We start from the raw sequence: 22,066 nt of genomic DNA on the forward strand, positions 1-22,066 counted from the left end.
CTTTAAACGATTTCGAGGAAGGATATTACTGTTGTCTAAGGTAAAACTAAATTAAAGATGGACGTAAGCAAAAATGCTCACGTCCATGAATGGTGGATGATTTGAAATTCGCCCCAACATTTGACAAAGAACCAAAAAAACTGCCGCGCAGCGCGCGACAGTTTTTTCAATCACTTTCTCCCAATTTTCTTCCGGAAGAACAGCCACATGCTCCCTGCCAGGAAGGTAGAGGTATAGAACCCGCTGCAGAACCCTGCCAGCATGGCAAAGGAGAAATTGTGGATGGTCTCTCCGCCGAACAGGAAAATGGCTACCACGGCAAACAGGGTGGTCAGCGTGGTGTACACGCTCCGGGTCATGGTCTGCCAGATGCTGGCATCCACCAGATCCCCCATGCTCTCGTTGCGCCGATGGGTATGCAGGTTTTCACGGATCCTGTCGAACACCACAATGGTGCCGTTGACAGAATACCCCACAACGGTCAGCAGAGCTGCCACAAAGGAAGAATCGATTTCCAGATGCAGCACCGAGAACCAGCTCAGGGTCACCATGACGTCGATGATCAGGGCTACGATGGCCGCCAAAGCGAACCGCAGCTCGAACCGGATGGTGATGTAGATGATCATGAGCACCCAGCTCAGGACCACAGCGCCCACGGCACTCTTCACCAGGTCTTTGCCGACGGTGGCACCTACGTTTTCCACCCGCTGCACTTCATTCTGGCCCAGCTTGTCAGTCATGTCGTTCATGACTTCCACCCGCTGGCTGTCAGAAATCAGCCCGGTCCGGATCAGCACCGATTCACTGCTTTCCACCTGCTGATCACTGCTGCCCAATTGGATGATGCTGTTGCCAAGATCATGGCTGCTCAGCACGCTCCGTACCTGGGAAACAGTCACCGGCTGGGCAAACTTCACATCCAGGATACTGCCGCCAGTAAAGTCAATGCCCAGGTTGAAGCCCCGGGTGAACATGGAAATGATCCCCACGATCAGGACAATGGCCGTAATGGAAAAGAAGATCTTGGCATGTTGTACAATGGAGAATTTTTTCATCGTGCCGCCTCCTCTTTTTCCTTTTTATGATTCAGGCCCCACACCCCATACCAGGCCGGATTCGTAAAGAACCGGCTGCCGATCAGGGCGCTGAGGATGAATTTTGTAATCGTCACAGCGGTGAACATACTGATCAGTACGCCCAGAGCCAGGGTCACGGCGAACCCCTTGATGGGGCCGGTCCCCAGATAGAACAGCACCGCTGCCGCCATCAAAGTGGTCACGTTGGAATCCAGGATGGTGGTAAAAGCACGGGAGAAGCCGGCGCTTACAGCCGCCCGCAAGGTCTTGCCTTTTTTCGCTTCTTCCTTGAACCGTTCAAAGATCAGCACGTTGGCATCCACAGCCATCCCGATGGACAGGATGATCCCGGCGATGCCCGGCAGGGTCAGCGTAGCGTTCAGGCCCTTCATCACCGCCAGCAGCAGCAGGGTATACAGCAGCAGCACGATATCAGCCACCAGCCCGCTCAGACGATAATACAGCAGCATGAACAGGAACACGCCAGCCAGACCGATGGCAAACGCCTTCACACTGGCATCCTTGGCATCCTGGCCCAGGGTAGGCCCTACGGTCCGGTTTTCGACGACTTCCAGCTTCACAGGCAGGGATCCGCTGCGCAGCAGGATGGCCAGATGTTCGGCTTCCTTGGCATCCTTGGAACCGGTAATCTGGGCATTGCCGCCGGTAATGGGTTCATTGACCCGGGGAGCAGTCAGTACCTGGCCGTCCAGCAGGATGGCAATCTGCCTGCCCACGTTCCGGGCGGTCATATCAGCAAATTTCTTTGCCCCATCTTCGTTGAATTTCAGAGTGACCACAGGATTTCCGCTCTGATCTGCACTGGCTTTGGAATCCTGCAGATCCTTACCGGTCAGCCCGGTATTGCCGTCCATGTCCTTGAATTCCAGCATAGCCGTCTTGCCCAGCATGGCAATGGCCTTTTCCGGATCCTTGACCCCTGGCAGTTCCACAATGATCTTATCCTTGCTCTGGCGCTGGATCACCGGTTCCGTCAGGCCCAGTTCGTTGACCCGGCGTTCGATGATCTGGATGGAGCGGTTGATGGCGTCATCGTCCACCTTGGCTTCTTCCGTAGGCTGTGCCTGCAGCACCACATGGGTACCACCCTGCAGGTCCAGGCCCTGTTTGACCGTACTGGCCAGAGGCTTGATGAATACGGCAAACGCAATGATGATGGCCAGCACTGAAACCAGCAGCTTGACCCGATTTTTAGCCTCCAAAATGATTCCTCCTCATTTTCCGTTTGTCTTACATACCCGCAGGCCTTTTTCGGTACACAAGTAACGGACTTTTGCGTCGTGGGCATTGGTGGGCAGTTCTTTCTGCACCTGTACCTCATACCCGATTGCCATGGGAACCGCTTTGGTGCACCGTGGCAGGAAGCGGTCGTAGTAGCCGGCACCCCGGCCCAGCCGTTCCCCGTCTGGCGTAAAGCCCAGTCCCGGAGTCAGTACCAGGTCGATATCCTCCGGCGCCACTACTTCCGCAGATTCCTGGGGCGTCCGGATGCCATACCGGTCCCGTCCCAATTTTTTCAGCGTCACCAGCCGGGCTGCCTGCATTTCCCCCGGAGCCTCCAGGATCTGGGGCACGCAGACAGTCTTGCCCATATTGAGAGCCGTCTGGAGGGCCTGGTCGATGAGCACTTCCCCAGGTTCACCCAGATAGCCCATGATCACCTTTCCTTCCAGGAACAGCCGGCTGTTCACGATGTGGCTGTTGATTTCCCGGTTGAATTTATGGATTTCCCGCTGGTTCAGGCGCTTGATGCGCTCCTTGATCTCCAGCCGGACCGCTTTCTTGTCCATTATTTGCTTTCTCCGGTCCCTTCTGCCGCTTTCGTTTCTTCAGCAGCTTCCGCCTGAGGAGTTTCCACCGGTTGTTCCGGTTCTGCCTTGACAGCTTCCTTCTCCTCTTCCTTCTTTTCAGCCGGTTTGCCGCCATGGTCGAAAGCCGTAGTCACAACGCCGCCCACAGCGCTCTTCCGGATGTGGATTTCCACGCCCCTGGCCACTTTGATGCGGATTCGGTCATCCTGTACCTTGGTAATGGTGCCGAAGATGCCGCCGATTGTGACGATGTTGGTCCCGATTTTCAGGGAATCCAGCATTTCACTGCGTTTCTTCTGATCCCGTTTCTGGGGACGGTAGATCATCACATAGAAGATTGCCCCCATCAAAATAAAAGGCCAGGCCATTTGAAGCAAGTTTTCCATCTGCAATTACCTCCTGTTTGTCTCATAATTGGCTAAGAATGATTCCCTGAATTCCGGGAACGTATCATTAGCGATGGCATTTCTCATATCCTCTGCAAATTTTAACAGAAAATGGAGATTATGTATAGATAACAGACGCAGAGCCAGGATTTCCTCCGCCTTGAACAGATGGCGGATGTAGGCCCGGCTGAAGTGCCGGCAGGTATAGCAGTCACAGTGCTCGTCGATGGGACGCCAGTCTTCCGCATACTGGGCATTGCGCACCACCAGCCGCCCTGTGGGAAGCATGGCCGTACCATTCCGGGCCACCCGGGTGGGATACACACAGTCGAACATATCCACTCCCAGATTCACCCCTTCCACCAGGCAGTCCGGTGTACCCACGCCCATCAGGTAGCGGGCCTTGTCCTTGGGCATATGCCGGGTGGTCTTGTCCAGGATGTCATACATCAGCGGATGGGGTTCCCCTACGGACAGGCCGCCGATGGCGAACCCGGCGAAATCCATGGACGTGATGGCCTTGGCGCTGTATTCCCGCAAATCCGGATACATGCCCCCCTGGATGATGCCGAACAGACCCTGGTCTTCCCGGGTCTTGGCTTCCAGGCACCGTTTGGCCCAGCGGGTAGTCCGTTCCGTGGACTGCTTGGCATAGGCATGGTCCGCCGGATAGGGGATGCATTCATCGAAGGCCATGATGATGTCCGCACCCAGGTCCTCCTGAGCCTTGGTGGCCACTTCCGGATTCAGGAACTGTCTGGAACCGTCCAGATGGGACCGGAACATGACCCCTTCTTCCGTGATCTTGCGCATTTCGCCCAGGCTGAACACCTGGAAACCGCCGCTGTCTGTGAGCATGCCCCGTTTGTAGTTCATGAACTTGTGCAGGCCTCCGGCCTTCCGGATCAGCTCCGTGCCCGGCCGCAGGAACAGGTGATACGTATTGGACAGGATCACCTGGGCGTGCATGTCATACAGTTCTTCCGGAGTCAGGGTCTTCACCGTAGCCTGGGTGCCCACCGGCATGAACATAGGGGTATCGAAAGTCCCGTGGGGAGTGTGCAGCTTGCCCAGCCGCGCCCCGCTCCGGGGGTCTTCCTTGATGAGTTCGAAATAGACTGATTGCATAACCTCTCCTCTTATGGAATCAATGGATGAACATGGCGTCGCCAAAGCTGAAGAACCGGTACTTGTTTTCCACAGCTACCTTGTAGGCGTGGAGGATCCTCTCCCGGCTGGAAAGAGCGGAGACCAGCATGACCAGCGTGCTCTGGGGCAGGTGGAAATTGGTCACCAGGGCATCCACGAACTTGAACTGGAAGCCCGGGTAGATGAAGATATTGGTCCAGTTGCCGCCGGCTTTCATTTCGCCGCTGGCTCCGGCGCTCTCCAGAGTCCGTACACTGGTGGTGCCCACGGCAATGATCCGCCGGCCTTCCCGCTTGGCTTTGTTGATGGCGTCTGCGGCTTCCTGGGACACCGTATAGAATTCCTTGTGCATCTTATGGTCCTCCACCCGGCTTTCATTCACCGGCCGGAAGGTCCCCAGCCCCACGTGCAGGGTGACAAACACTTCCTCCACACCCATGTCCTTGATTTTCTTCAGCAGCTCTTTCGTGAAGTGCAGGCCGGCGGTGGGTGCGGCCGCACTGCCCCGTTCCCGGTTGTACACTGTCTGGTACCGTTCCTTGTCCTTCAGCTTCTCGTGGATATAGGGCGGCAGCGGCGTCTCGCCCAGCCGGTCCAGGATTTCCTCGAAGATGCCGTCGTAATGGAACCGGGCGATCCGGCCCCCGAAATCGGTGGTATCCAGGATCTCACAGCTCAGTTTATCGCTGAACTTGATCTGGGCGCCCTTCTGCAGCTTCTTGCCCGGTTTCACCAGGACCTCCCAGTCCGTGGCGTTCTTACGGGTCAGCAGGAATACCTCCACGTGGGCCCCGGTGGTCTTGAACCCGTGGAGACGGGCCGGGATCACCCGCGTATCATTGAATACCAGCAGGTCGCCAGGCTTCAGGTATTCCGGCAGGTTATAGAAATGCCGATGCTCCAGTTCCCCGGTATTTTTGTCCATGACCAGCAGCCGGGAAGAATCCCGGGGTTCCACCGGTGTCTGGGCGATCAGCTCTTTGGGCAGATCATAATCAAAATCCGTTACATCCATGTTTCTTAACTCCTCTAATATACTTGTTTGATTTTCACACCCTGGTAGTAATGGGCCAGGATGGTCTTATAATAATCACGTTTGCCCCTGGCTGCCTTGCTGAGAGCCAGGCCCCGGGCGCCCCACTGGCTGAGTCCAACGCCGTGTCCCCAGCCGTTGCCGGTGAAGGTGGCTTTTTCCCCCTCCACACCGGTGAACAGATGCAGGTCTCCCACGGAAGCGGAATCAGTTCCGCCCTTTTCGTTGATAGGGATGGTCTTCCTGCCCACCGGATAGCCATAGCCGTTGGTGATGGTCACGTCCAGCTCTTTGGGCCGCTCCAGTCCGATATTCACGTCGAACAGGGTGCTGTTCAGGGCCAGCAGGCTCCGCACCTGGCTGCCGGTAAGGGTCACGCTCTTTTTGGATCCCACGAAAGTCAGCCGCTTCACCCGGCCTGACACGCCCCGGTCCGGGGTATAGGCCATGGGCGCCGCCGTGCGGGCCGAAAGCCGGATGCCCTGCAGTTCGCCCAGTTCGTACCCGCCCTGGCTCAAAAGCCGGGACAGCTGCACCCGGGTAAAGGCCTTGTTCCAGGCGTAACGGGGAGAATCCTGGTCATAATCTTTCACGGCCTGCAGGTAGGGGATGTTCTTTCCCCACACGGCACTGGCCGCTTCCGTATATCCACCACTGCTGCTGTGGAACACCGCCTGGATGGGTTTCCCTTCGTACAGAGCCGCCATGCCCCGGGTGGCATCCACCAGTTTCGTGGTATTGGCATTCTCCCCTTCGATACCGCCGTACACCTGGCCCATTTCATTGGCCCGGATGTCGAAATTGGCATATTTGGGATTGTCCATGGAATACAGGGCAAAGGAACGGGCCGCCACAGCCTGGGCCTTGATAGCTTCATCCGGCCACAGCGGCAGCACCTCTTTCGCTACCACGCCGTACAGATACTGTTCCAGAGGCAGTATGTTCACCACGTTCAGATTTTTCTTCCCGCTGTTCAGCAGCACTGTCAGGGCGCCCCGGTACTTTTTCTGATTCACCAGCACCGGATTTTTCGGGTCCGCTGCCAAAAGGGATGCCGTGCTGCCCGCCAGTTTTTTCTGGTCCGCATACAGGCTTCCCTGCTTGACGCTCACGTAATGGTTGCCTGGCGCCGGGACCGTAGTCCGGCCGCTGCCGTCCACCACTTTGATCTTGCCGGTGGAACTCACCTGGGCCGAGAACTGGTCCACAGCCAGGCCCACCCGCAGTTTGGGACCGGCGGAATCCGCCAGGGCCACACTGCTTACCAGCAGCAGCAACGCACACAGGAAAAAAGCCAGCCGTTTCTTCATTTTCCATGATCCTCCGGATAGGGCACCCCCAGGTACTGGTAAGCCGCCAGGGTAGCCTGCCGCCCTTTCGGGGTCCGCTGGAGCATACCCAGCTGCATCAGATAGGGTTCATACACGTCTTCCAGTGTTTCCGCCTCTTCGTTCAGAGATGCCGCCAGGGTATCCACCCCCACAGGCCGGCCTCCGAAATCCTTCACCAGCTTCTGCAGCAGGCGGCGGTCATTCTGATCCAGGCCCAGATCATCGATTTCCAGGCGTTCCATGGCACTGCGGCACACGTCCCGGGTAATCGTATCGTACCCCGCCACTTCGGCAAAGTCACGCACCCGTTTCAGCAGCCGGTTGGCCACCCGGGGCGTCCCCCGGCTGCGGCGCCCGATTTCGTAGGCACCTTCTGGTTCGATGTTCACCTTTAAGATCTCGGCCGCACGCTGCACGATAATCTGGAGTTCCTCCGGAGTGTAGAACTCCAGATGGCAGATGACGCCGAACCGGTCCCGCAGCGGTGCCGCAATGGACCCCATGCGGGTGGTGGCCCCGATCAGCGTGAACCGGGGCAGATCCAGCCGCACGCTACGGGCTGCCGGCCCCTTGCCGATGATGATATCCAGGGCATAGTCTTCCATGGCCGAATAGAGGATTTCCTCCACCGTCTTGGGCAACCGATGGATTTCATCGATGAACAGGACATCGCTGTCGCTCAGGTTGGTCAAAATGGCCGCCAGATCCCCCTGCCGTTCCAGGGCCGGACCGCTGGTAATCCGGATATTCACATTCAGTTCGTTGGCGATGATGTTGGCCAGGGTGGTCTTCCCCAGGCCGGGCGGCCCGTACAGCAGGACGTGATCCAGGGCCTCTTTCCGTTTCAGGGCCGCCTGGATGAACACCTCCATATTCTTTTTCACTTTGCTCTGGCCGATGTATTCTGCCAGCCGCCGGGGTCGCAGGCTGTACTGCCAGCCGTCCTGGGCCTGCTCCGGCCCGGCGATCACACGATTGGTATCTTCCATTTAACCCCTCCGATATAGCATTTTCAGTGCCTCGTCCAAAAGCTGTTCCACAGTGCTTTCCGGTTTCACATGCAGCCGCTTCAGGACCCCGTCGATCTCATCCCGGCGGAAGCCCAGAGAGGCCAGCCCTTCGGCCACAGCCCCCAGGGTGGTGGTATCGTCATCCAAATTCTCTTCATTGAAGGAAGGACCGCTGCCGTCCTCGTCCTGGAGCCCTTCCGGCACCACCATGTCCTTCAGTTCCAGCAGCAGCCGTTCTGCCGTTTTCTTGCCGATGCCCGGCAGCTTGGTCAGGAACTTCACGTCCCGGTTCTTCACTGCCAGGTAAAAGCTGTCCACCTTGGATGCCGACAGGATGCCCTGGGCCATCTTGGGCCCGATGCCGCTCACCGTGATCAGCTGGGTAAACAGACTGTAGGCGTCATAGGAAAGGAATCCAAAGAGCTGCAGGGCATCTTCCCGCACCGACAGATACGTATACACCTTCACTTTCTGGTCCACCTGCAACCGGGCCAGGTCACCGGTGTTCATGAAGATCCGGTACCCTACCCCGTTCGTGTCCACCAGGATGAAATTCGTTCCCATATGGTCGATCCGGCCGGTAATGAATCCGATCATCGCATTCTCTCCCGCAGTTCCTGTTCCCGGATGAAGTTCAGCCCTGTAATGCCAATGGCCAGGGCGTCGGCCACATCATCCGGTTTGGGTTTTTCCTGGATATGGAGCAGTTTCTGCACCATATAGGTCACCTGATTCTTGTCCGCACGCCCGGTGCCTGTGATGGCCTGTTTCACCTGGATGGGCGTATAACCGTAAACCGGCAGACCCGCATTGGCCGCCGTCAGCAGGATGATGCCCCGGGCTTCGCCTACGGCGATGGCCGTGGTCACGTTCCGGTTGAAGAACAGTTTTTCCACGCTCATGAAATCCGGCTTGTATTCCGCAATGAGCGCCGTCAGTTCCTCATAGATTTTTTTCAGCCGCAGCTCCGGCTGCATATCCTTATCTGTAAAGACCGCCCCGTAATGGACGGGAATCAGCCGGCTCCGTTCCAGGCGCACCAGTCCGTAGCCGCAGATTGCCGTACCCGGGTCGATTCCCAATGCCAGCATGTTTCAAATTCCCTCTCTCATGGTTAAAAAAGCCGGCCCCCGGGGAAAAAAGTTCCCCAGCCGGCCGGCCTTATGGTCTCCCGGGATGCCTGTTCGGCACGCACCCCTTATTCTTCATCCGGCAGGTCAGCGTTCGTATAAACGTCCTGCACGTCGTCCAGATCGTTGAAAGCATCGATCATATTCTGGACTTTTTCTGCATCTTCTCCGGTCACGGCGATGGTGTTATCCGGGATCAGGGACAATTCGCTCATGGCTACTTCGATGTTGTGGTCGGCCAGAGCCTTTTCCACAGCATCGTAGTCTTCCGGAGCGGTAGTGATTTCATAGGCATCATCCAGGGTCTGCATATCTTCAGCCCCTGCATCCAGTGCCACTTCCATCACTTCATCTTCAGAAGGAGCCCCTTCTTTTTCCACCGTAAATACACCTTTGTTCTTGAACATCCAGCTTACACAGCCGGATTCACCCATGTTCCCGCCTTTGGAGAACACGTGCCGCACATCGGCAGCAGTCCGGTTCCGGTTATCCGTCAGGGCGCTCACCATGATGGCCACACCGGCGGGGCCGTAGCCTTCGTAAGTGATCTGTTCATAGTTGGACCCTTCGGTAGCGCCCTGCCCTTTGGCAATGGCTCTCTTGATGTTGTCCTTGGGGATGTTGTTGGCCTTGGCCTTGGACAAAGCCAGTTTCAGTCTCATATTACCAGTAGGATCAGGGCCTCCCATACGTACAGCGATGGTGATTTCTCTGCCGATCTTCGTGGTGATTTTCCCACGCAGCGCATCTGCTTTGCCTTTTTTAAATTTGATGTTCGCCCACTTGGAATGTCCTGACATTCTAGATTCCTCCTACATAAATTCGAAAACGCCGGGTATGGAGCCCTGTTTTCAACGTACTCATACCCGGCTATTTTATCACACTCTAGTTATTTGCGCAAATATACCCGTTCCATATCCACGTTCTTCACACCGTCCACAGCCATTTTGATGTCAGCGGAAGAAGTGGCCTGGGTAGTCCCGGCGAACCGTTTCAGCAGCACGCGGGTCAGGCCCGGTTCGGTCAGGGCGCCCGGTCCGTTCAGGCAGCCTTTCTGACAGGCCATGCCTTCCACGTACTGGACATCCAGCTTGCCGCCTTCGATGTCCTTCAGCGTAGCCAGACATTCTTCCAGCCCGTTGCAGTACACGGTCTTCAGGCTGTCCACATCCACATCCGGATGGGTTTCCTTCACATAGTCCTTGACAGCCTGGGTTACGCCGGCAGCCTGCGGGAAGCTGCATCCGTCAGCCGAAGAAGCGGCGTGGAAGGGATCCACCTCGCACTTGGCCGGATCAATATCCCGGCTGTCCATCATGCACTTCAGTTCTTCGAAGGTCAGTACGAAATCGATGTCTTCCGGATGTTCCCGGGCTTCCACCTTCTTGGCAATGCAGGGCCCGATGAAACAGGTCAGGGCGCCGGGGTGGTTGTGCTTCTCCAGTTTGCTGCGGGCCACCATGGGAGACACCGCATCGGAGATGCAGTCAGCCAGTTCCGGAGCATGGCGTTTCACCGTAGCCACGAAAGCCGGACAGCAGGAGCTGGTCATGACCTTCTGTTTGCCCGTGGGCACCTTTTCCAGGAATTCCTCGGCTTCGGCGATGGCAGTCATATCGGCCCCCACCGCTACTTCCTTCACCGTGTAGAAGCCCAGTTCCTTGCAGGCCTTCACAATCTGGCCCGGCTGTACCTTCAGGCCGAACTGGCCCACGAAGGAAGGCGCCAGGAGCGCCACCACTTTCTTGCCGCTCTTGATTGCCTGGATCAGCTGAACGATATGGCTCCGTTCTTCGATGGCACCGAAAGGACAGGCCCCACGGCAGGCACCGCATTCCACGCAGATGTTCTTGTCGATTTCTGCCTTCTTGTTGGCTCCGGTATGCAGGGCATGCACTTTGCAGGCATTTTCGCAGGGACGGGCGATTTCCACCACAGCGCCGTACGGGCAGGCCCGTTTGCAGTTGCCGCATTCCACGCACATATCGTAGTCGATGTGGGCCCGGCCCTGATACACGGAAATGGCCTTCTTCGGGCACCCGTTCATGCAGCGGTGGGTCAGGCAGCGGCGGCACACATCGGTAATCATGTATTTATTCACCGGGCAGGCGCTGCATCCTTCCGGCAGCACGGCGATGACATGCTGGTTCCGGTCCACCGGTTCGTTGATGGCCTTGTTGGCGGCATCGATGATGTTCATATCGGTATCCACACCCAGTGCCACGCAGATCCGTTCCTTTAGGACTGCCCGCTCTTTATGTACGCAGCATCGGGTTCTCGGAGTGTTTTCGTTGACGATCTGCAGGATATCATAGACGTGATCCGGCAGATTCCCATCATAGGCCATCTTCGACAGCATGGTCAACACTTTCCGTCTGATGTTGGTAATTACAGTGACTTCCATCTTTTGCTCCCCTTTGAATCAAAAAGATATAACGATCATTCTACATGCTCTCTATCATACCATATTTTCTTAGAAAAAATAAGGAGGTAACTGTATATTTTTGTATAAAACTGCAACAAACGTTACACTTTAGCATACATTTTTCCTTATATGGGGTACGCTATTTTGCTTATGGGAGATGCAGTGGCCAGCGGGTAGTGATTGGTGCCCAGCCGATGGAAACCAGCTGATGCGGGCAAAATAATGGAGCTGTGAAGATGATTTCACAGCCCCTATTTTTGTATTCTGTTATTCCAGCCCCAGCACTTTCTTGACTTCCGCTTCCATCTGGGTCTTGTCCACTACGTCGCTCTGGCGTTTTTCCAGTTTGGGCAGCTCTTCCATGCTTCTGGGGATGGACAGCTTGGCTTCCCTGCTCAGTTCTTCCATGGCAGCAAAAGGATCCATTTCTTTGCCTTCGAACTGATCCGGGTTGATGGACTGCAGCACCACGTCATTGAACTTGAAGGGACTGGCCGTACTCAGCACGATGCTGTAGGTATCGTCACTGGTCATCAGCCGGTATTTTTCCATGGCCTTGTAGGCTACAGCCGTATGGGGATCCATCACATATCCGTAATTGTTGAATACATCCCCGATGGTCTCCCGTGTTTCCACTTCATCCACCCAGGTACCGAAGAAGTCTTTCAGGATCTTGTTCTGCAGTTCCACACCGACTTTGTATTCGCCCTTTTCGTTCAGTTCCTTCATCCATTCAGCCACCTGGGCAGCATCGTGATCCGTTTCCTCGAACAGCAGCCGTTCCAGATTGCTGGACACCAGGATATCCATGGACGGAGAAATGGTCTTGTGGAAGGGGCGTTTCCGGTTGTACACGCCCGTATTGATGAAGTCCGTCAGCACATTGTTGCTGTTGGAAGCGCAGATGAATTTCTTCACCGGCAGCCCCATCAGCCGTGCATAGTATCCGGCCAGGATGTCGCCGAAGTTACCGGTGGGCACGGCGAAGTTCACGGGAGCCCCGTTCTCGATCCGGCCGCTGTTCACAGCATCCGCATAGGCGCTGAAGTAGTATACGATCTGGGGCACCAGCCGTCCCCAGTTGATGGAGTTGGCAGAAGAGAAAGCACAGCCATGTTCCTGCAGTTCTTCAGCCAGCGGCTTGCTGCCGAACAGTACCTTCACACCGGTCTGGGCATCGTCGAAGTTGCCTTCCACGGCCACTGCGTGCACATTTTTTCCCCGCTGGGTGATCATCTGCAGCTTCTGGATGTCACTGACCCCTTCCTGGGGATAGAACACGATGACTTCCGTGTCAGGCACATCGGCGAACCCTGCCATGGCAGCCTTGCCGGTATCCCCGGAGGTAGCCACCAGGATCACCAGTTTTTTCTGTTCCCCCGTCTTCTGCACGGCCTTGGTCAGAAACAGAGGCAAAATCTGCAGAGCCATGTCTTTGAACGCACAGGTGGGACCATGCCACAGTTCCAGTACATCCAGGTTGTCCTTCAACGGATGCAGCGGTGCCGGAAAATCTCCGAACCGTTCTTTGCGGTAAGCCGTTTCCACACAATTCCGCAGTTCCTCTTCGCTGTAGTCCGTCAGGAAACGGGCCAGCACCGTCAGGGCACGGGCGCTGTACGGCTGTTCCCGCATAGCGTCGATTTCTGCCAGGCTGATGGGCGGGAATTCCTTGGGCACAAACAGCCCGCCGTCCGCAGCCAATCCGTTCGAAATTGCGTGAGCCGAACTCACCATATCCGTTTTCCCTCTTGTACTAATGTATAACATAGTCCCCCCTACTTTCTGCATATCGCAAGGGTATCATAGCATAACCCCTGTATATACGCAACTTTTGGCATTTCTTCGTTTTATTCGAAAGGCGCGGGGTTCCCCGGAGCCGTGCTTTTCTATCTTTCCCCCATTTGTTATAATGGAACCAAGTTGTTTATTTTGTTATTATATCAATTTATGGAGCGAGAAACAAATGGATATTAAAATTGCGTGTGCACAGATCCAGGTAAAGCCAGGCCAGCCGGCCGCCAATACCCAAAGGGCCCTGGACGCCATCCGAAAAGCCAGAGCCACCGGTGTGGACCTGCTCCTTCTGCCGGAGCTCATGGTCCCCGGCTATCTGCTGGGCGATCTGTGGGAACAGCGGGCGTTCATCGCCGACTGCGAAGAATATGGAAAGGAAATCATTGCCGCTGCCAAAGGCATCTGTGTGGTCTTCGGCAACATCGCCACCGATCCGGCAAAAGTGAATGAAGACGGCCGGGTGCGGAAGTACAATGCGGCCTTTGTGGCCCAGGACGGCCAGCTGAAAAAGGGCGGCCTGCCCTATCCGTTCATCAGCAAGACTTCTCTGCCCGAATACCGGGAATTCGATGATGCCCGGTATTTCTTCAGTACGGCCAAACTGCTTCCGGAACTGCCCGTCGGCACCACCATGGAGGAGCTGATCCAGCCGGTGACCGTGACCCTGAAAGGACGTACCGTAAAGCTGGGGGTTCTCCTGTGCGAAGATGGCTGGACAGATAACTACCATTATAATGTACCGGAACTGCTGCGGCAGAACGGGGCCCAGATCCTGTGCAACCTGTCCTGTTCCCCCTATACCTATCAGAAGAACCGGAAGCGCCATGACCTGTTCGTGCGCCAGGCCAGTCAAAGCGGGATCCCTCTGGTATACTGCAACAACGTGGGCATCCAGAACAACGGCAAGGATGTGTTCACCTATGATGGCTGCAGCTGCATGTACGATGCCCGCGGGGAAAGCATCACCGATTCCCCGGCTTTTGAAGAAGATCTGCTGGTAGCGGACTGGAATCCGGACACCGGAGCCATCAGTGGAAAACGGGGCCTGCAGCCCATGCCCAGCGACATGAAAGCCCTCTACACCGCTCTGCGCTACGGGGCCGCTGCCTTCCTGCAGCAGTTGGGCATCCGCAAGATGACCATCGGCGTATCCGGAGGTATCGACTCTGCGGTCACTGCCGCATTCTATGTGGACATCCTGGGACCTGAGAACGTACTTCTGGCAAACATGCCCAGCCAGTACAACTCCACCCTGACCAAAGGGCTGGCCCAGCAGATGGCCGAGGCTTTGGGCACCAACTACACCATCATCCCCATCCAGGAAGTGGTGGACCACACCATCCGCCAGTTCAGCGAGACACCTGTCCACAACTATGGCACCGGAACTGATGCCCATCTGACGGTGACGCCCTTCGCCACGGAAAACATCCAGGCCCGGGACCGGGGCGCCCGGGTGCTGGCCGGCCTGGCCTCCATCTTCGGCGGCGGGTTCAGCTGCAACTCCAACAAGGCGGAAATGACCGTGGGCTATGCCACTTTCTACGGGGACATCGCCGGGGTGCTGGCCCTGATCGGGGACCTGTGGAAACACCAGGTATACGCTCTGGGACGATATTTAAATGAAGAAGTATTCCATAAAGAAGTGATTCCGGACCAGATCTTCAAGATCAAGCCCAGTGCGGAACTGTCCGCAGCCCAGACCGTAGGGAACGGCGGTGACCCGCTGGTATATCCGTACCATGATTACCTGCTCCGTGCCTTTGTGGAAAGCTGGAACAAAACCAGTCCCGAAGAACTTCTGCAGTGGTACCTGGACCACACCCTGGAAGAACACCTGGGCTGCGAAAAAGGTCTGACAGACAAATTGTTCCCCACGGCCAGGGATTTCATCTCCGATCTGGAACGGTGGTGGAAGCTGTTCTGCGGCCTGTCCGTGGCCAAACGGATCCAGGCGCCGCCCATCCTGGCCGTTTCCCGCCGGGCCTATGGATATGACCAGCGGGAAAGCCAGCTGCCCGCCTACTATTCCCGGAAGTACCTGGCTCTGAAGGCCAAGGTACTGGGAGATGAAGCATGAAGGGACTGTGCCCCGGCGAAACAGGCCTGTTCCAGAATGGGCTTCTGGCCGCCATCTATGCAGCCCTGACCCTGTGCCTGGCGCCGCTGAGCTATGGCCCCATCCAGGTGCGGATTTCGGAATGCCTGACACTGCTGGCCTTCTATGACAGGCGCTGGGTACCCGGGCTGACCATAGGCTGCCTTCTGGCCAATCTGAACAGCCCCTTCGGGATTGCTGACATGGTCATCGGCACTCTGGCTACATTCCTGGGCGTGTTCCCCATGCACCGGTGTCCCAACGTGTGGGTGGCCTCCCTGCTGCCAGTAGTGAGCAACGGGCTGCTCATCGGCGGCGAGCTGTACTACCTGGCCGCCCTGCCTCCTGATTTATCGGCAGGTGCTGCCATGGCCTACATCGGCCTGGGCGAACTCATCAGCGTAACGGTACTGGGACCGATGGTGATGAAGGTGTTAAAAAAACGAGGGATTGTTTCGTGATTCGTGGCCCATTGGGAGGCCCGGGATGGGCGCACCAGGCGGGATCGCTCTGCGACCCTTGGTCCGCCCCTACGGCGCTAAACCGGAAGTCTGTCTGCAATCCGTAGGGGTTTACCAAGACCGGCGAAGCCGTGTCGCCCGGTAAACCCGTTCCATTTCTCCCCGCAAGCACTTCACCAAACCGCCCCCACATTCCCAAAATTTGCCGATGGCAAATTTTTACTCTTTGGCGTATGACGTATGACAAAAAAGCAGCCGTTTCGCAGCGGCTGCTTTTTTCTTATGCATGTTTTGCAAAAAACGCACCCAGGATTTTTTCCATCTTGGGCTTGTCATCCCCGGGCTTGGCTTCGTAAATCTTTTCGTCCCCGTAGAAGAATGTGGGGACGTAGTAATAATTGCGGCCCTTCAGCTTTTCCGGTTCCGTGGTCTCGTTCACCTTTTCCACCGGGATCTTGCTGTATTCCGGATGTTCATTGGTCAGTGTAGCCAATACATCCGCCGCCATGTGACAGTATGGACACCCATCCATGTAAATGAAAAGCAGTTTTTCCATAATCGATTCCTCCTAAAAAAAGTATAATAAAACATCTTCATTGTTTTCAGGCCAGGGATGGATCTGCCGGGCGATATTTTGCCTGCGGCAAAAATCTTGGCAGACCCCTACGGAGCTGCATCGGAAATTCGATTTGAATCCGTAGGGACGGTCCATAAGGGACGTCCGTTCCCAGATCTGGCAGTCAAAATTCCATCCTGCCAAAGTTCCGATTCGAATCCGTAGGGATGGCCCATGAGGGACGTCCGTTCCCAGGTCTGGCAGTCAAAATTCCATCCCGCCAAAGTTCCGATTCGAATCCGTAGGGATGGCCCATGAGGGACGTCCGTTCCCAGATTCCATGCGTCAAAATTCCGATCATAATCCGTAGTGGTTTACCAAGACCGGCGAAGCCGTGTCGCCCGGTAAACCTTCTCTCCAGGTTCAGTTATTTACGTTAACCTCATTAAAATTTATGTTGACGCTATTTTGTCATTTTCATATAATACAAATTATACTATATATTATACCAGAAGGGATGAGCATATTGAAGAGCGAAGCATTGCGTGCGTTGACTGACCGGATTATCGATGGGTACCGTCTGAAGCAGACCGACCCGGAAGTACAGGACCTTTTGACCCAGCCCCTGGACGAACTCCAGAAAGAAGCCGGCCGGCTGCAGACCCACTTCTGCGGCAACCACGTGGATTTCTGCACCATCATCAACGCCCGCAGCGGCCGCTGTGGCGAAAACTGCAAATACTGCGCCCAGGCAGCCTGCCATCACACCGGGTGTGAAGAATACGGCTTCCTGGACGAGGATGAAATCATGAAGACCGCCAAAGCCGACCAGGACGCCGGAGCCAACCGGTTCGCCATGGTCACCAGCGGCCGTGCCCTGGCAGGCAAAGATTTCGAAAAGGCCCTGACCATCTACAGCCATATGCGTGACAAGCTGACCATCGATCTGTGCGCCTCCCACGGTATCATCAGTCGTGAGCAGCTGCACCGTCTCCGCCAGGCCGGTGTCACCAGCTACCACCACAACATCGAAACCAGCCGCCGTTTCTTCCCCCACATCTGCACCACCCATACCTTTGACGACCGGATCCGCACCATCAAAGCCGCCCAGGCCGAAGGCATGTGCGTGTGCTCCGGCGGCATCATCGGCATGGGAGAAACCTGGCAGGATCGGCTCGACATGGCCTTCACCCTGCAGAGCCTGGGGATCGAATCCATCCCCATCAATGCTCTGATGGCCATCCCCGGCACCGGCATGGAAGGCCGCAAGCCCCTGCCCGCCGATGACATCCTGCGGACCATCGCCATTTTCCGGTTCATCAACCCCACCGCCAACATCCGCCTGGCCGCCGGCCGCAAACTGCTGCCCCAGAATGGTGCCACGGCCCTGAAGAGCGGCGCCTCCGCCTCCATCACCGGCAATATGCTGACTACCAGCGGGACCACCATTAAAGAAGATATGGAAATGCTCAAGGAACTGGGCCTGACCAACCGGTAAAACAACAAAAGAGGACTGCCGCCGCAGCGACAGTCCTCTTTTTTATGCTCTTAGAAGCATTCGCAGTTGACCATGAAATAGGATTTCGGATGAGCGCAGACCGGGCATACTTCCGGAGCCTTTTCAGCTTCTACGATATGGCCGCAGTTGGAACAGATCCATACGGTCTTCTCACTGCGCTGGAACATAGTCCCGTCTTCCACTTTCTTCAGCAGGGCTCTGTACCGTTCTTCATGGTGTTTTTCAATAGCACCCACAGCCTTGAATTTGTAGGCCAGATCCTTGAAGCCTTCTTTTTCAGCCGTTTCAGCAAATTCCTTGTACATTTCGGTCCATTCATGGTTTTCGCCGGCAGCAGCATCTTTCAGGTTGGCTACCGTATCAGGGATGGAACCGCCATGCAGGGCCTTGAACCAGATTTTGGCATGTTCTTTTTCGTTGCCGGAAGTTTCCAGGAAGTTTTGGGCAACCCGTTCATAGCCTTCCTTCTTGGCAACACTTGCATAATAACCATATTTGTTATAAGCCTGGGATTCACCAGCAAAAGCCGTCCACAGATTTTTTTCAGTTTGAGAACCTTTCAATTCAGCCATTGTCAATTCCTCCTCTACATCCTTGTCGTCTGTTGATCGGGTGGATTTTCGTTCCCCTCACTATAAGGTTAGTGTACCGCAAACCTAGAAAATATTCAAGCCTTTTTAATAATTATTTTTATTTAGTTGATTGTCATACTTCGATCGATCCGATCCAGCAGGCTTTCCGTGGTGGATTTTTTCGTTTTGCCAGATTCCGCAGCAGCCTTCCTGGCAGGATCTTTGAGGGCCGTCTCTTTCTTCACAGGTGCTGCCTTTTTCCTGCGCCGCTGGCTGCGCCTCTGTTCCAGATTGTCCTTCTGCTCACTGGCAGGCTGCACTTTCCGTTCTCCCCGGATGCCCTCCCAGAAGATCCGCACCGGCAAATTGGAGGACCCGGGAGGCGAGAAGAAGAACGTGCCGCTCCTGCCGGCAGGTACTACGCCCAGTTTCATGGTTTCTCCATCCCCGTTCCAGCCGAAAGACTGCCGGTCATCGGGAATCCGAATATATTTGGCCGTTTCCCCGCTCAGGCTCAGTACCCCTTCTCCGGCATAGGCACCTCCGTAGGGATTGAACCGCAACTGGGTCGCACTGTTGCCCCGGGTCTGGAAATTCACCGCATACATGACCCCGTAGTTGCCATAATCCACCACCGGTTCATTCCGGGTCACATCGATGCCCCGTACGTAGGGATCCTCTACATCGTCTGCCAGCTTCACGCCCCAGATTTCCCCTCTGTCCGCTGGAAAGGCACCGGGCAGAGTCACCGTTACATCGGCTCCTTCAAAGGTACCCCGCAGCACATGGTCCCCTTCGTCCGGCGGCAAAATGGAATATACTTCCGCCGAAATCCGGGGATCTGCATCCACGGGCATCATAATGAAAGAAACTTCCACCGGTTTGTCGAATTTCAGATCCACAATGCCCGTGACCAGTTCCTGCGGATGCAGGATATAACCCCTGCCGTTGTTCAGGATATCCCGTGGACCATCCAGCACCAGCCTGCGGCCATTGGGAACCGAGCTGTAGTATTTCATCTGGGCTTCCCTGCCAGCCGCCAGCCAGTCCTCGTTGGGCCGGGAGATGCCGTTTCTGCCAAAGGACACAGCTGTAGAACGGATGGTGGTCCGCCGCAGCATCACTGCCAGCCGCTTGTCCGTCCCTGTATCATTCACATGGTGGAAAAACAGACGCACCGGACCGCTTACCGTATCCCTGTACATGATGCCGATTTTACCCACCATTTCCGGACTGTCCGAGAAAATCAGTTTCGGACCCCCGTGGGTGATATTTCCCTGGATCTGCCGGTAATAGGGTACCCCATCCTGCCAGGCCAGATCCTGTACATCCGAAGCAGAAGCTCCGTTCCCCCAGGGGAGCAAAAGTACCACTCCGGCACAAAGAAAGCCAATCAATCGCTTGAATCCATTCAAAAAAACTGCCTCCATTTTTACTTCATTGTCTGCTGTCCAGCAAACATTTTTTATTGTACCACATTGGAACTGTTTTTTAATTATTTTCAGAAGACGTACAAAAATCAGGTTAATCCCCTTGTATAATCCCCCCTGGCTCGCTATAATTAAAGTATAATTTTAAGTTATGAAAAATTAAGTTATGGAAATATTTGAAGTATTCATGATACACAACGCCAGAAAGGAAGTTGCCTATGAAAATCCGAACTGTACAAGCCGACCCCAGCGGCAACGTCACCTTGTTCGTCCTGGATCCGGTGGAGCCGCAGCAACGCAGGAAATTGAACGAAGAGCTCCTGGCCAGTGACTCTTCCATTGAACAGGTTGGATGCCTGTCCATGGTGGAAGGCCAGCCCAAAGTGGACATGATGGGCGGCGAATTCTGCGGCAATGCCACCCGCAGCGCCGGTGCCTATGCCCTGCATGTCCTGGGCGAAAAAGAAAGGGATTTCCAGGTCACCTGCAGCGGCTGCGACAAACCCCTGCCCGTCCATGCCAGGAAAGTACGTGAAAACAACTACCAGGCCAGCGTAGAACTGCCCCCTCCCCTTTCCCTGTCCAGGCGGAGCCTTTCCTATGACCGGGAAAGCGTAGAATGCCAGGAAATCGTGCTGCCCGGCATCACCCATTACGTGCATTTCACCCTGAACGTGGATGAAATCGACCAGGATGAATTTTTTTATTCCCTCCAGCGGGAAATTTCCCGGGGACCGGAACCGGAAGCTTATGGACTCATGCTGGTGGAAATCAGCACGTTGAAAGTGATTCCCATTGTCTATGTCACCGCCACGGGGACCCTGTATCACGAAAAGAGCTGTGGCAGCGGATCCGCCGCCGTAGCTGCTGCTCTGGCCCAGCGTCAGAAAAGGTCCGTGGGATCGTCCTTGTTGGAACCCGGCGGCCGCATCGACATCGAAGCCTACTGGAAAGACGACCAGATCACCGGCATGGCCATTGGTGGTCCTGTGAAGCTGGGCGAAGTCAAGACTTTGGACGTATGATTTTTCTTGACAGGAAAATAGTGCCATGGTAAAATAATTATATTGTGATGTATATCGCAAGTGCCGAAGTGGCGGAATTGGCAGACGCACTTGACTCAAAATCAAGCGTCCCAAAAGACGTGCCGGTTCGAGTCCGGCCTTCGGCACCAAATTCATCAACCAGACCTGTTGCGCAGCAGCAGGTCTTTTTTGTGGTTTCTGGCCGATAAGGCACCTTTAGCCGAAGGATCATTCCTATCGATTGATCCACTCATTCACCTTCCGGTTATAATACTCATTCTTTTTCTTCTGCACCCATTTGTCCCGTTCATCGCAGATGGCCAGCATTTCGTCCACCATTTCTTCTGCCGTGGGCGGCTGCACCCGCAGCACATACTGCAGCATCCGCTCTACCGTACTCTCTGTCCCCAGGTTCCGGGCCATCAGTTCGCCCAGCTCGGCCGGGTATCCAAGGTCGGTGACAGCAGTGACGAGAGCGTTGGTCAAAGATTCGAGTCGCGTCATGAGATTCCTCCTTTGGTCAAATGGAAATTAGTGATTAGTGGTTAGAGTGGTTAGTGATTAGTGAAAAAACAATTTCATAGCCGCATGAAAAGCAATAGCTAGTGGGTGGTGGTCAGTGGATATTGAAGGAACTCTTTACTCTGCTTTGCTCTTCAGGGTTTTAATCAGGGAGTTCAGAAGCCTGCCAATTTCATCACTATCTTCTTTTAAGTTTCTAAGTTTCTTTTCATCGATATATCCAAAGCTTTGGCATAACAGCAAATGGGTCATCAGTTCTGCATTGGATCCTCTGGCAATATAAAGAAAATGGACAAAATCTTTTGTGGTTTTTCTTGCCTGCCCTTCTGCAATATTCGAAGGAATGGAAACAACTGCCCTGCGCATCTGATCGCCAAGTGCATATTTTTCTTCCGGTGGCAGGCTCCAGACAAAGTGATAAATGCTTTTTGCCAATTCCATCGATTTCTGCCAAACGACCAAGTCCTGATAAGTTACGATTTTTGCCATAAGGTCAACTCCTTCAGCATCGATTTTTCGTACATCCAATAGTTTTATTATAGCAAATCCATTCAAGCAAGAAGCAATACCGTTTCCTATACTGTACCCATAAGTATGGACACTTTTTAAGAGTAGTACCTACCCACAAAATTGGACAGCCTGCAATTTGAATCCTTTAAAATTGACGTGTTCATTTTAGACCCAACCTATTGAACACAATCATGTGTATGTGGTATC

At 55.0% G+C, this 22,066-nt stretch carries 22 protein-coding genes and 1 tRNA gene; 5 read left to right on the plus strand and 18 right to left on the minus strand.

The window, feature by feature from the left end; all coding sequences use genetic code 11:
- Positions 1-170: 170 nt before the first annotated feature.
- The 13 genes from secF to thrC form a co-directional block, all read right to left on the minus strand.
- On the minus strand, positions 171-1,055 hold the full coding sequence (secF, locus tag ACR0QW_RS07695) for a protein translocase subunit SecF (protein ID WP_432643108.1): 885 nt from the start codon (positions 1,053-1,055) through the stop codon (positions 171-173).
- Positions 1,052-2,299 carry a protein translocase subunit SecD gene (gene secD / locus ACR0QW_RS07700; RefSeq protein ID WP_432643109.1) on the minus strand — a complete coding sequence of 416 codons (1,248 nt, stop codon included), beginning with the start codon at positions 2,297-2,299 and terminating at the stop codon, positions 1,052-1,054. The genes secF and secD overlap by 4 nt, the downstream gene beginning before the upstream one ends.
- 12 nt (positions 2,300-2,311) lie before the next feature.
- Entirely contained in the window at positions 2,312-2,887 is a 576-nt protein-coding gene (locus ACR0QW_RS07705; RefSeq protein ID WP_432643110.1) for a 5-formyltetrahydrofolate cyclo-ligase, read from the minus strand.
- A complete protein-coding gene (gene yajC, locus ACR0QW_RS07710) occupies positions 2,887-3,294 on the minus strand; it encodes a preprotein translocase subunit YajC (protein WP_432643111.1) in 408 nt (135 codons plus the stop codon). The genes ACR0QW_RS07705 and yajC overlap by 1 nt, the downstream gene beginning before the upstream one ends.
- Before the next feature lie 6 nt (positions 3,295-3,300).
- Entirely contained in the window at positions 3,301-4,422 is a 1,122-nt protein-coding gene (tgt, locus tag ACR0QW_RS07715) for a tRNA guanosine(34) transglycosylase Tgt (protein WP_432643112.1), read from the minus strand.
- A 19-nt stretch (positions 4,423-4,441) separates the two neighbouring features.
- Positions 4,442-5,458 carry a tRNA preQ1(34) S-adenosylmethionine ribosyltransferase-isomerase QueA gene (queA, locus tag ACR0QW_RS07720; RefSeq protein ID WP_432643113.1) on the minus strand — a complete coding sequence of 339 codons (1,017 nt, stop codon included), beginning with the start codon at positions 5,456-5,458 and terminating at the stop codon, positions 4,442-4,444.
- A gap of 14 nt (positions 5,459-5,472) precedes the next feature.
- A complete protein-coding gene (locus ACR0QW_RS07725) occupies positions 5,473-6,786 on the minus strand; it encodes a SpoIID/LytB domain-containing protein (protein WP_432643114.1) in 1,314 nt (437 codons plus the stop codon).
- Positions 6,783-7,796: a Holliday junction branch migration DNA helicase RuvB gene (gene ruvB, locus ACR0QW_RS07730; RefSeq protein WP_432643115.1), complete on the minus strand. Its 1,014-nt coding sequence runs from the start codon at positions 7,794-7,796 to the stop codon at positions 6,783-6,785. Before ruvB ends, ACR0QW_RS07725 begins: the two co-directional genes overlap by 4 nt.
- Entirely contained in the window at positions 7,797-8,414 is a 618-nt protein-coding gene (ruvA, locus tag ACR0QW_RS07735; RefSeq protein WP_432643116.1) for a Holliday junction branch migration protein RuvA, read from the minus strand.
- Complete coding sequence (gene ruvC, locus ACR0QW_RS07740) at positions 8,411-8,908, minus strand: crossover junction endodeoxyribonuclease RuvC (protein WP_432643117.1); 498 nt, start codon at positions 8,906-8,908, stop codon at positions 8,411-8,413. Before ruvC ends, ruvA begins: the two co-directional genes overlap by 4 nt.
- A gap of 107 nt (positions 8,909-9,015) precedes the next feature.
- Complete coding sequence (locus ACR0QW_RS07745) at positions 9,016-9,747, minus strand: YebC/PmpR family DNA-binding transcriptional regulator (protein WP_432643118.1); 732 nt, start codon at positions 9,745-9,747, stop codon at positions 9,016-9,018.
- Between the two features lie 89 nt (positions 9,748-9,836).
- Complete coding sequence (locus ACR0QW_RS07750) at positions 9,837-11,351, minus strand: 4Fe-4S dicluster domain-containing protein (RefSeq protein ID WP_432643119.1); 1,515 nt, start codon at positions 11,349-11,351, stop codon at positions 9,837-9,839.
- Between the two features lie 288 nt (positions 11,352-11,639).
- Entirely contained in the window at positions 11,640-13,142 is a 1,503-nt protein-coding gene (thrC, locus tag ACR0QW_RS07755; protein WP_432643120.1) for a threonine synthase, read from the minus strand.
- Positions 13,143-13,338: 196 nt separating this feature from the next.
- Between thrC and nadE the strand changes: the two genes are divergently transcribed.
- Both nadE and ACR0QW_RS07765 read left to right on the plus strand, forming a co-directional pair.
- Positions 13,339-15,246: an NAD(+) synthase gene (gene nadE, locus ACR0QW_RS07760; RefSeq protein ID WP_432643121.1), complete on the plus strand. Its 1,908-nt coding sequence runs from the start codon at positions 13,339-13,341 to the stop codon at positions 15,244-15,246.
- Positions 15,243-15,725: a QueT transporter family protein gene (locus tag ACR0QW_RS07765; protein ID WP_432643122.1), complete on the plus strand. Its 483-nt coding sequence runs from the start codon at positions 15,243-15,245 to the stop codon at positions 15,723-15,725. The genes nadE and ACR0QW_RS07765 overlap by 4 nt, the downstream gene beginning before the upstream one ends.
- Positions 15,726-16,005: 280 nt before the next feature.
- Here ACR0QW_RS07765 and ACR0QW_RS07770 read toward each other — a convergent pair whose 3' ends face one another.
- On the minus strand, positions 16,006-16,281 hold the full coding sequence (locus tag ACR0QW_RS07770) for a glutaredoxin family protein (RefSeq protein ID WP_432643123.1): 276 nt from the start codon (positions 16,279-16,281) through the stop codon (positions 16,006-16,008).
- A gap of 517 nt (positions 16,282-16,798) precedes the next feature.
- On the opposite strand from ACR0QW_RS07770, the gene bioB reads away from it, so the two are divergent.
- A complete protein-coding gene (gene bioB, locus ACR0QW_RS07775; protein WP_432643124.1) occupies positions 16,799-17,779 on the plus strand; it encodes a biotin synthase BioB in 981 nt (326 codons plus the stop codon).
- 50 nt (positions 17,780-17,829) lie between these two features.
- On the opposite strand, the gene rbr is transcribed toward bioB, so the two are convergent.
- Together rbr and ACR0QW_RS07785 are read right to left on the minus strand one after the other, a co-directional pair.
- Positions 17,830-18,372 (minus strand): rubrerythrin, encoded by a 543-nt coding sequence (gene rbr, locus ACR0QW_RS07780; RefSeq protein WP_432643125.1) that lies wholly within the window; start codon positions 18,370-18,372, stop codon positions 17,830-17,832.
- Positions 18,373-18,494: 122 nt separating this feature from the next.
- Positions 18,495-19,787 carry a copper amine oxidase gene (locus ACR0QW_RS07785; protein ID WP_432643126.1) on the minus strand — a complete coding sequence of 431 codons (1,293 nt, stop codon included), beginning with the start codon at positions 19,785-19,787 and terminating at the stop codon, positions 18,495-18,497.
- Positions 19,788-20,020: 233 nt separating this feature from the next.
- Here ACR0QW_RS07785 and ACR0QW_RS07790 point away from each other — a divergent pair, with 233 nt between their 5' ends.
- Both ACR0QW_RS07790 and ACR0QW_RS07795 read left to right on the plus strand, forming a co-directional pair.
- Positions 20,021-20,827: a hypothetical protein gene (locus ACR0QW_RS07790; protein ID WP_432643127.1), complete on the plus strand. Its 807-nt coding sequence runs from the start codon at positions 20,021-20,023 to the stop codon at positions 20,825-20,827.
- Positions 20,828-20,889: 62 nt separating this feature from the next.
- Positions 20,890-20,976 (plus strand) — tRNA-Leu (locus ACR0QW_RS07795).
- Positions 20,977-21,061: 85 nt separating this feature from the next.
- On the opposite strand, the gene ACR0QW_RS07800 is transcribed toward ACR0QW_RS07795, so the two are convergent.
- On the minus strand, positions 21,062-21,331 hold the full coding sequence (locus ACR0QW_RS07800) for a hypothetical protein (protein ID WP_432643128.1): 270 nt from the start codon (positions 21,329-21,331) through the stop codon (positions 21,062-21,064).
- 135 nt (positions 21,332-21,466) lie between these two features.
- Positions 21,467-21,838, minus strand: coding sequence for a four helix bundle protein (locus ACR0QW_RS07805; RefSeq protein ID WP_432643129.1), 372 nt, complete (start codon positions 21,836-21,838; stop codon positions 21,467-21,469).
- Positions 21,839-22,066 lie beyond the last annotated feature (228 nt).

The organism is Acidaminococcus sp., assembly GCF_050873445.1.
Taxonomy (GTDB): domain Bacteria; phylum Bacillota; class Negativicutes; order Acidaminococcales; family Acidaminococcaceae; genus Acidaminococcus.

Bases quoted from the DNA above. Each gene is read 5' to 3' on its own strand.
- secF (WP_432643108.1), bottom strand. From the start codon at position 1,055: ATGAAAAAATTCTCCATTGTACAACATGCCAAGATCTTCTTTTCCATT.
- ACR0QW_RS07705 (WP_432643110.1), bottom strand. From the start codon at position 2,887: ATGGACAAGAAAGCGGTCCGGCTGGAGATCAAGGAGCGCATCAAGCGC.
- yajC (WP_432643111.1), bottom strand. From the start codon at position 3,294: ATGGAAAACTTGCTTCAAATGGCCTGGCCTTTTATTTTGATGGGGGCA.
- tgt (WP_432643112.1), bottom strand. From the start codon at position 4,422: ATGCAATCAGTCTATTTCGAACTCATCAAGGAAGACCCCCGGAGCGGG.
- queA (WP_432643113.1), bottom strand. From the start codon at position 5,458: ATGGATGTAACGGATTTTGATTATGATCTGCCCAAAGAGCTGATCGCC.
- ACR0QW_RS07725 (WP_432643114.1), bottom strand. From the start codon at position 6,786: ATGAAGAAACGGCTGGCTTTTTTCCTGTGTGCGTTGCTGCTGCTGGTA.
- ruvB (WP_432643115.1), bottom strand. From the start codon at position 7,796: ATGGAAGATACCAATCGTGTGATCGCCGGGCCGGAGCAGGCCCAGGAC.
- ruvA (WP_432643116.1), bottom strand. From the start codon at position 8,414: ATGATCGGATTCATTACCGGCCGGATCGACCATATGGGAACGAATTTC.
- ruvC (WP_432643117.1), bottom strand. From the start codon at position 8,908: ATGCTGGCATTGGGAATCGACCCGGGTACGGCAATCTGCGGCTACGGA.
- ACR0QW_RS07745 (WP_432643118.1), bottom strand. From the start codon at position 9,747: ATGTCAGGACATTCCAAGTGGGCGAACATCAAATTTAAAAAAGGCAAA.
- ACR0QW_RS07750 (WP_432643119.1), bottom strand. From the start codon at position 11,351: ATGGAAGTCACTGTAATTACCAACATCAGACGGAAAGTGTTGACCATG.
- thrC (WP_432643120.1), bottom strand. From the start codon at position 13,142: ATGTTATACATTAGTACAAGAGGGAAAACGGATATGGTGAGTTCGGCT.
- nadE (WP_432643121.1), top strand. From the start codon at position 13,339: ATGGATATTAAAATTGCGTGTGCACAGATCCAGGTAAAGCCAGGCCAG.
- ACR0QW_RS07765 (WP_432643122.1), top strand. From the start codon at position 15,243: ATGAAGGGACTGTGCCCCGGCGAAACAGGCCTGTTCCAGAATGGGCTT.
- ACR0QW_RS07770 (WP_432643123.1), bottom strand. From the start codon at position 16,281: ATGGAAAAACTGCTTTTCATTTACATGGATGGGTGTCCATACTGTCAC.
- bioB (WP_432643124.1), top strand. From the start codon at position 16,799: ATGAGCATATTGAAGAGCGAAGCATTGCGTGCGTTGACTGACCGGATT.
- rbr (WP_432643125.1), bottom strand. From the start codon at position 18,372: ATGGCTGAATTGAAAGGTTCTCAAACTGAAAAAAATCTGTGGACGGCT.
- ACR0QW_RS07790 (WP_432643127.1), top strand. From the start codon at position 20,021: ATGAAAATCCGAACTGTACAAGCCGACCCCAGCGGCAACGTCACCTTG.
- ACR0QW_RS07800 (WP_432643128.1), bottom strand. From the start codon at position 21,331: ATGACGCGACTCGAATCTTTGACCAACGCTCTCGTCACTGCTGTCACC.
- ACR0QW_RS07805 (WP_432643129.1), bottom strand. From the start codon at position 21,838: ATGGCAAAAATCGTAACTTATCAGGACTTGGTCGTTTGGCAGAAATCG.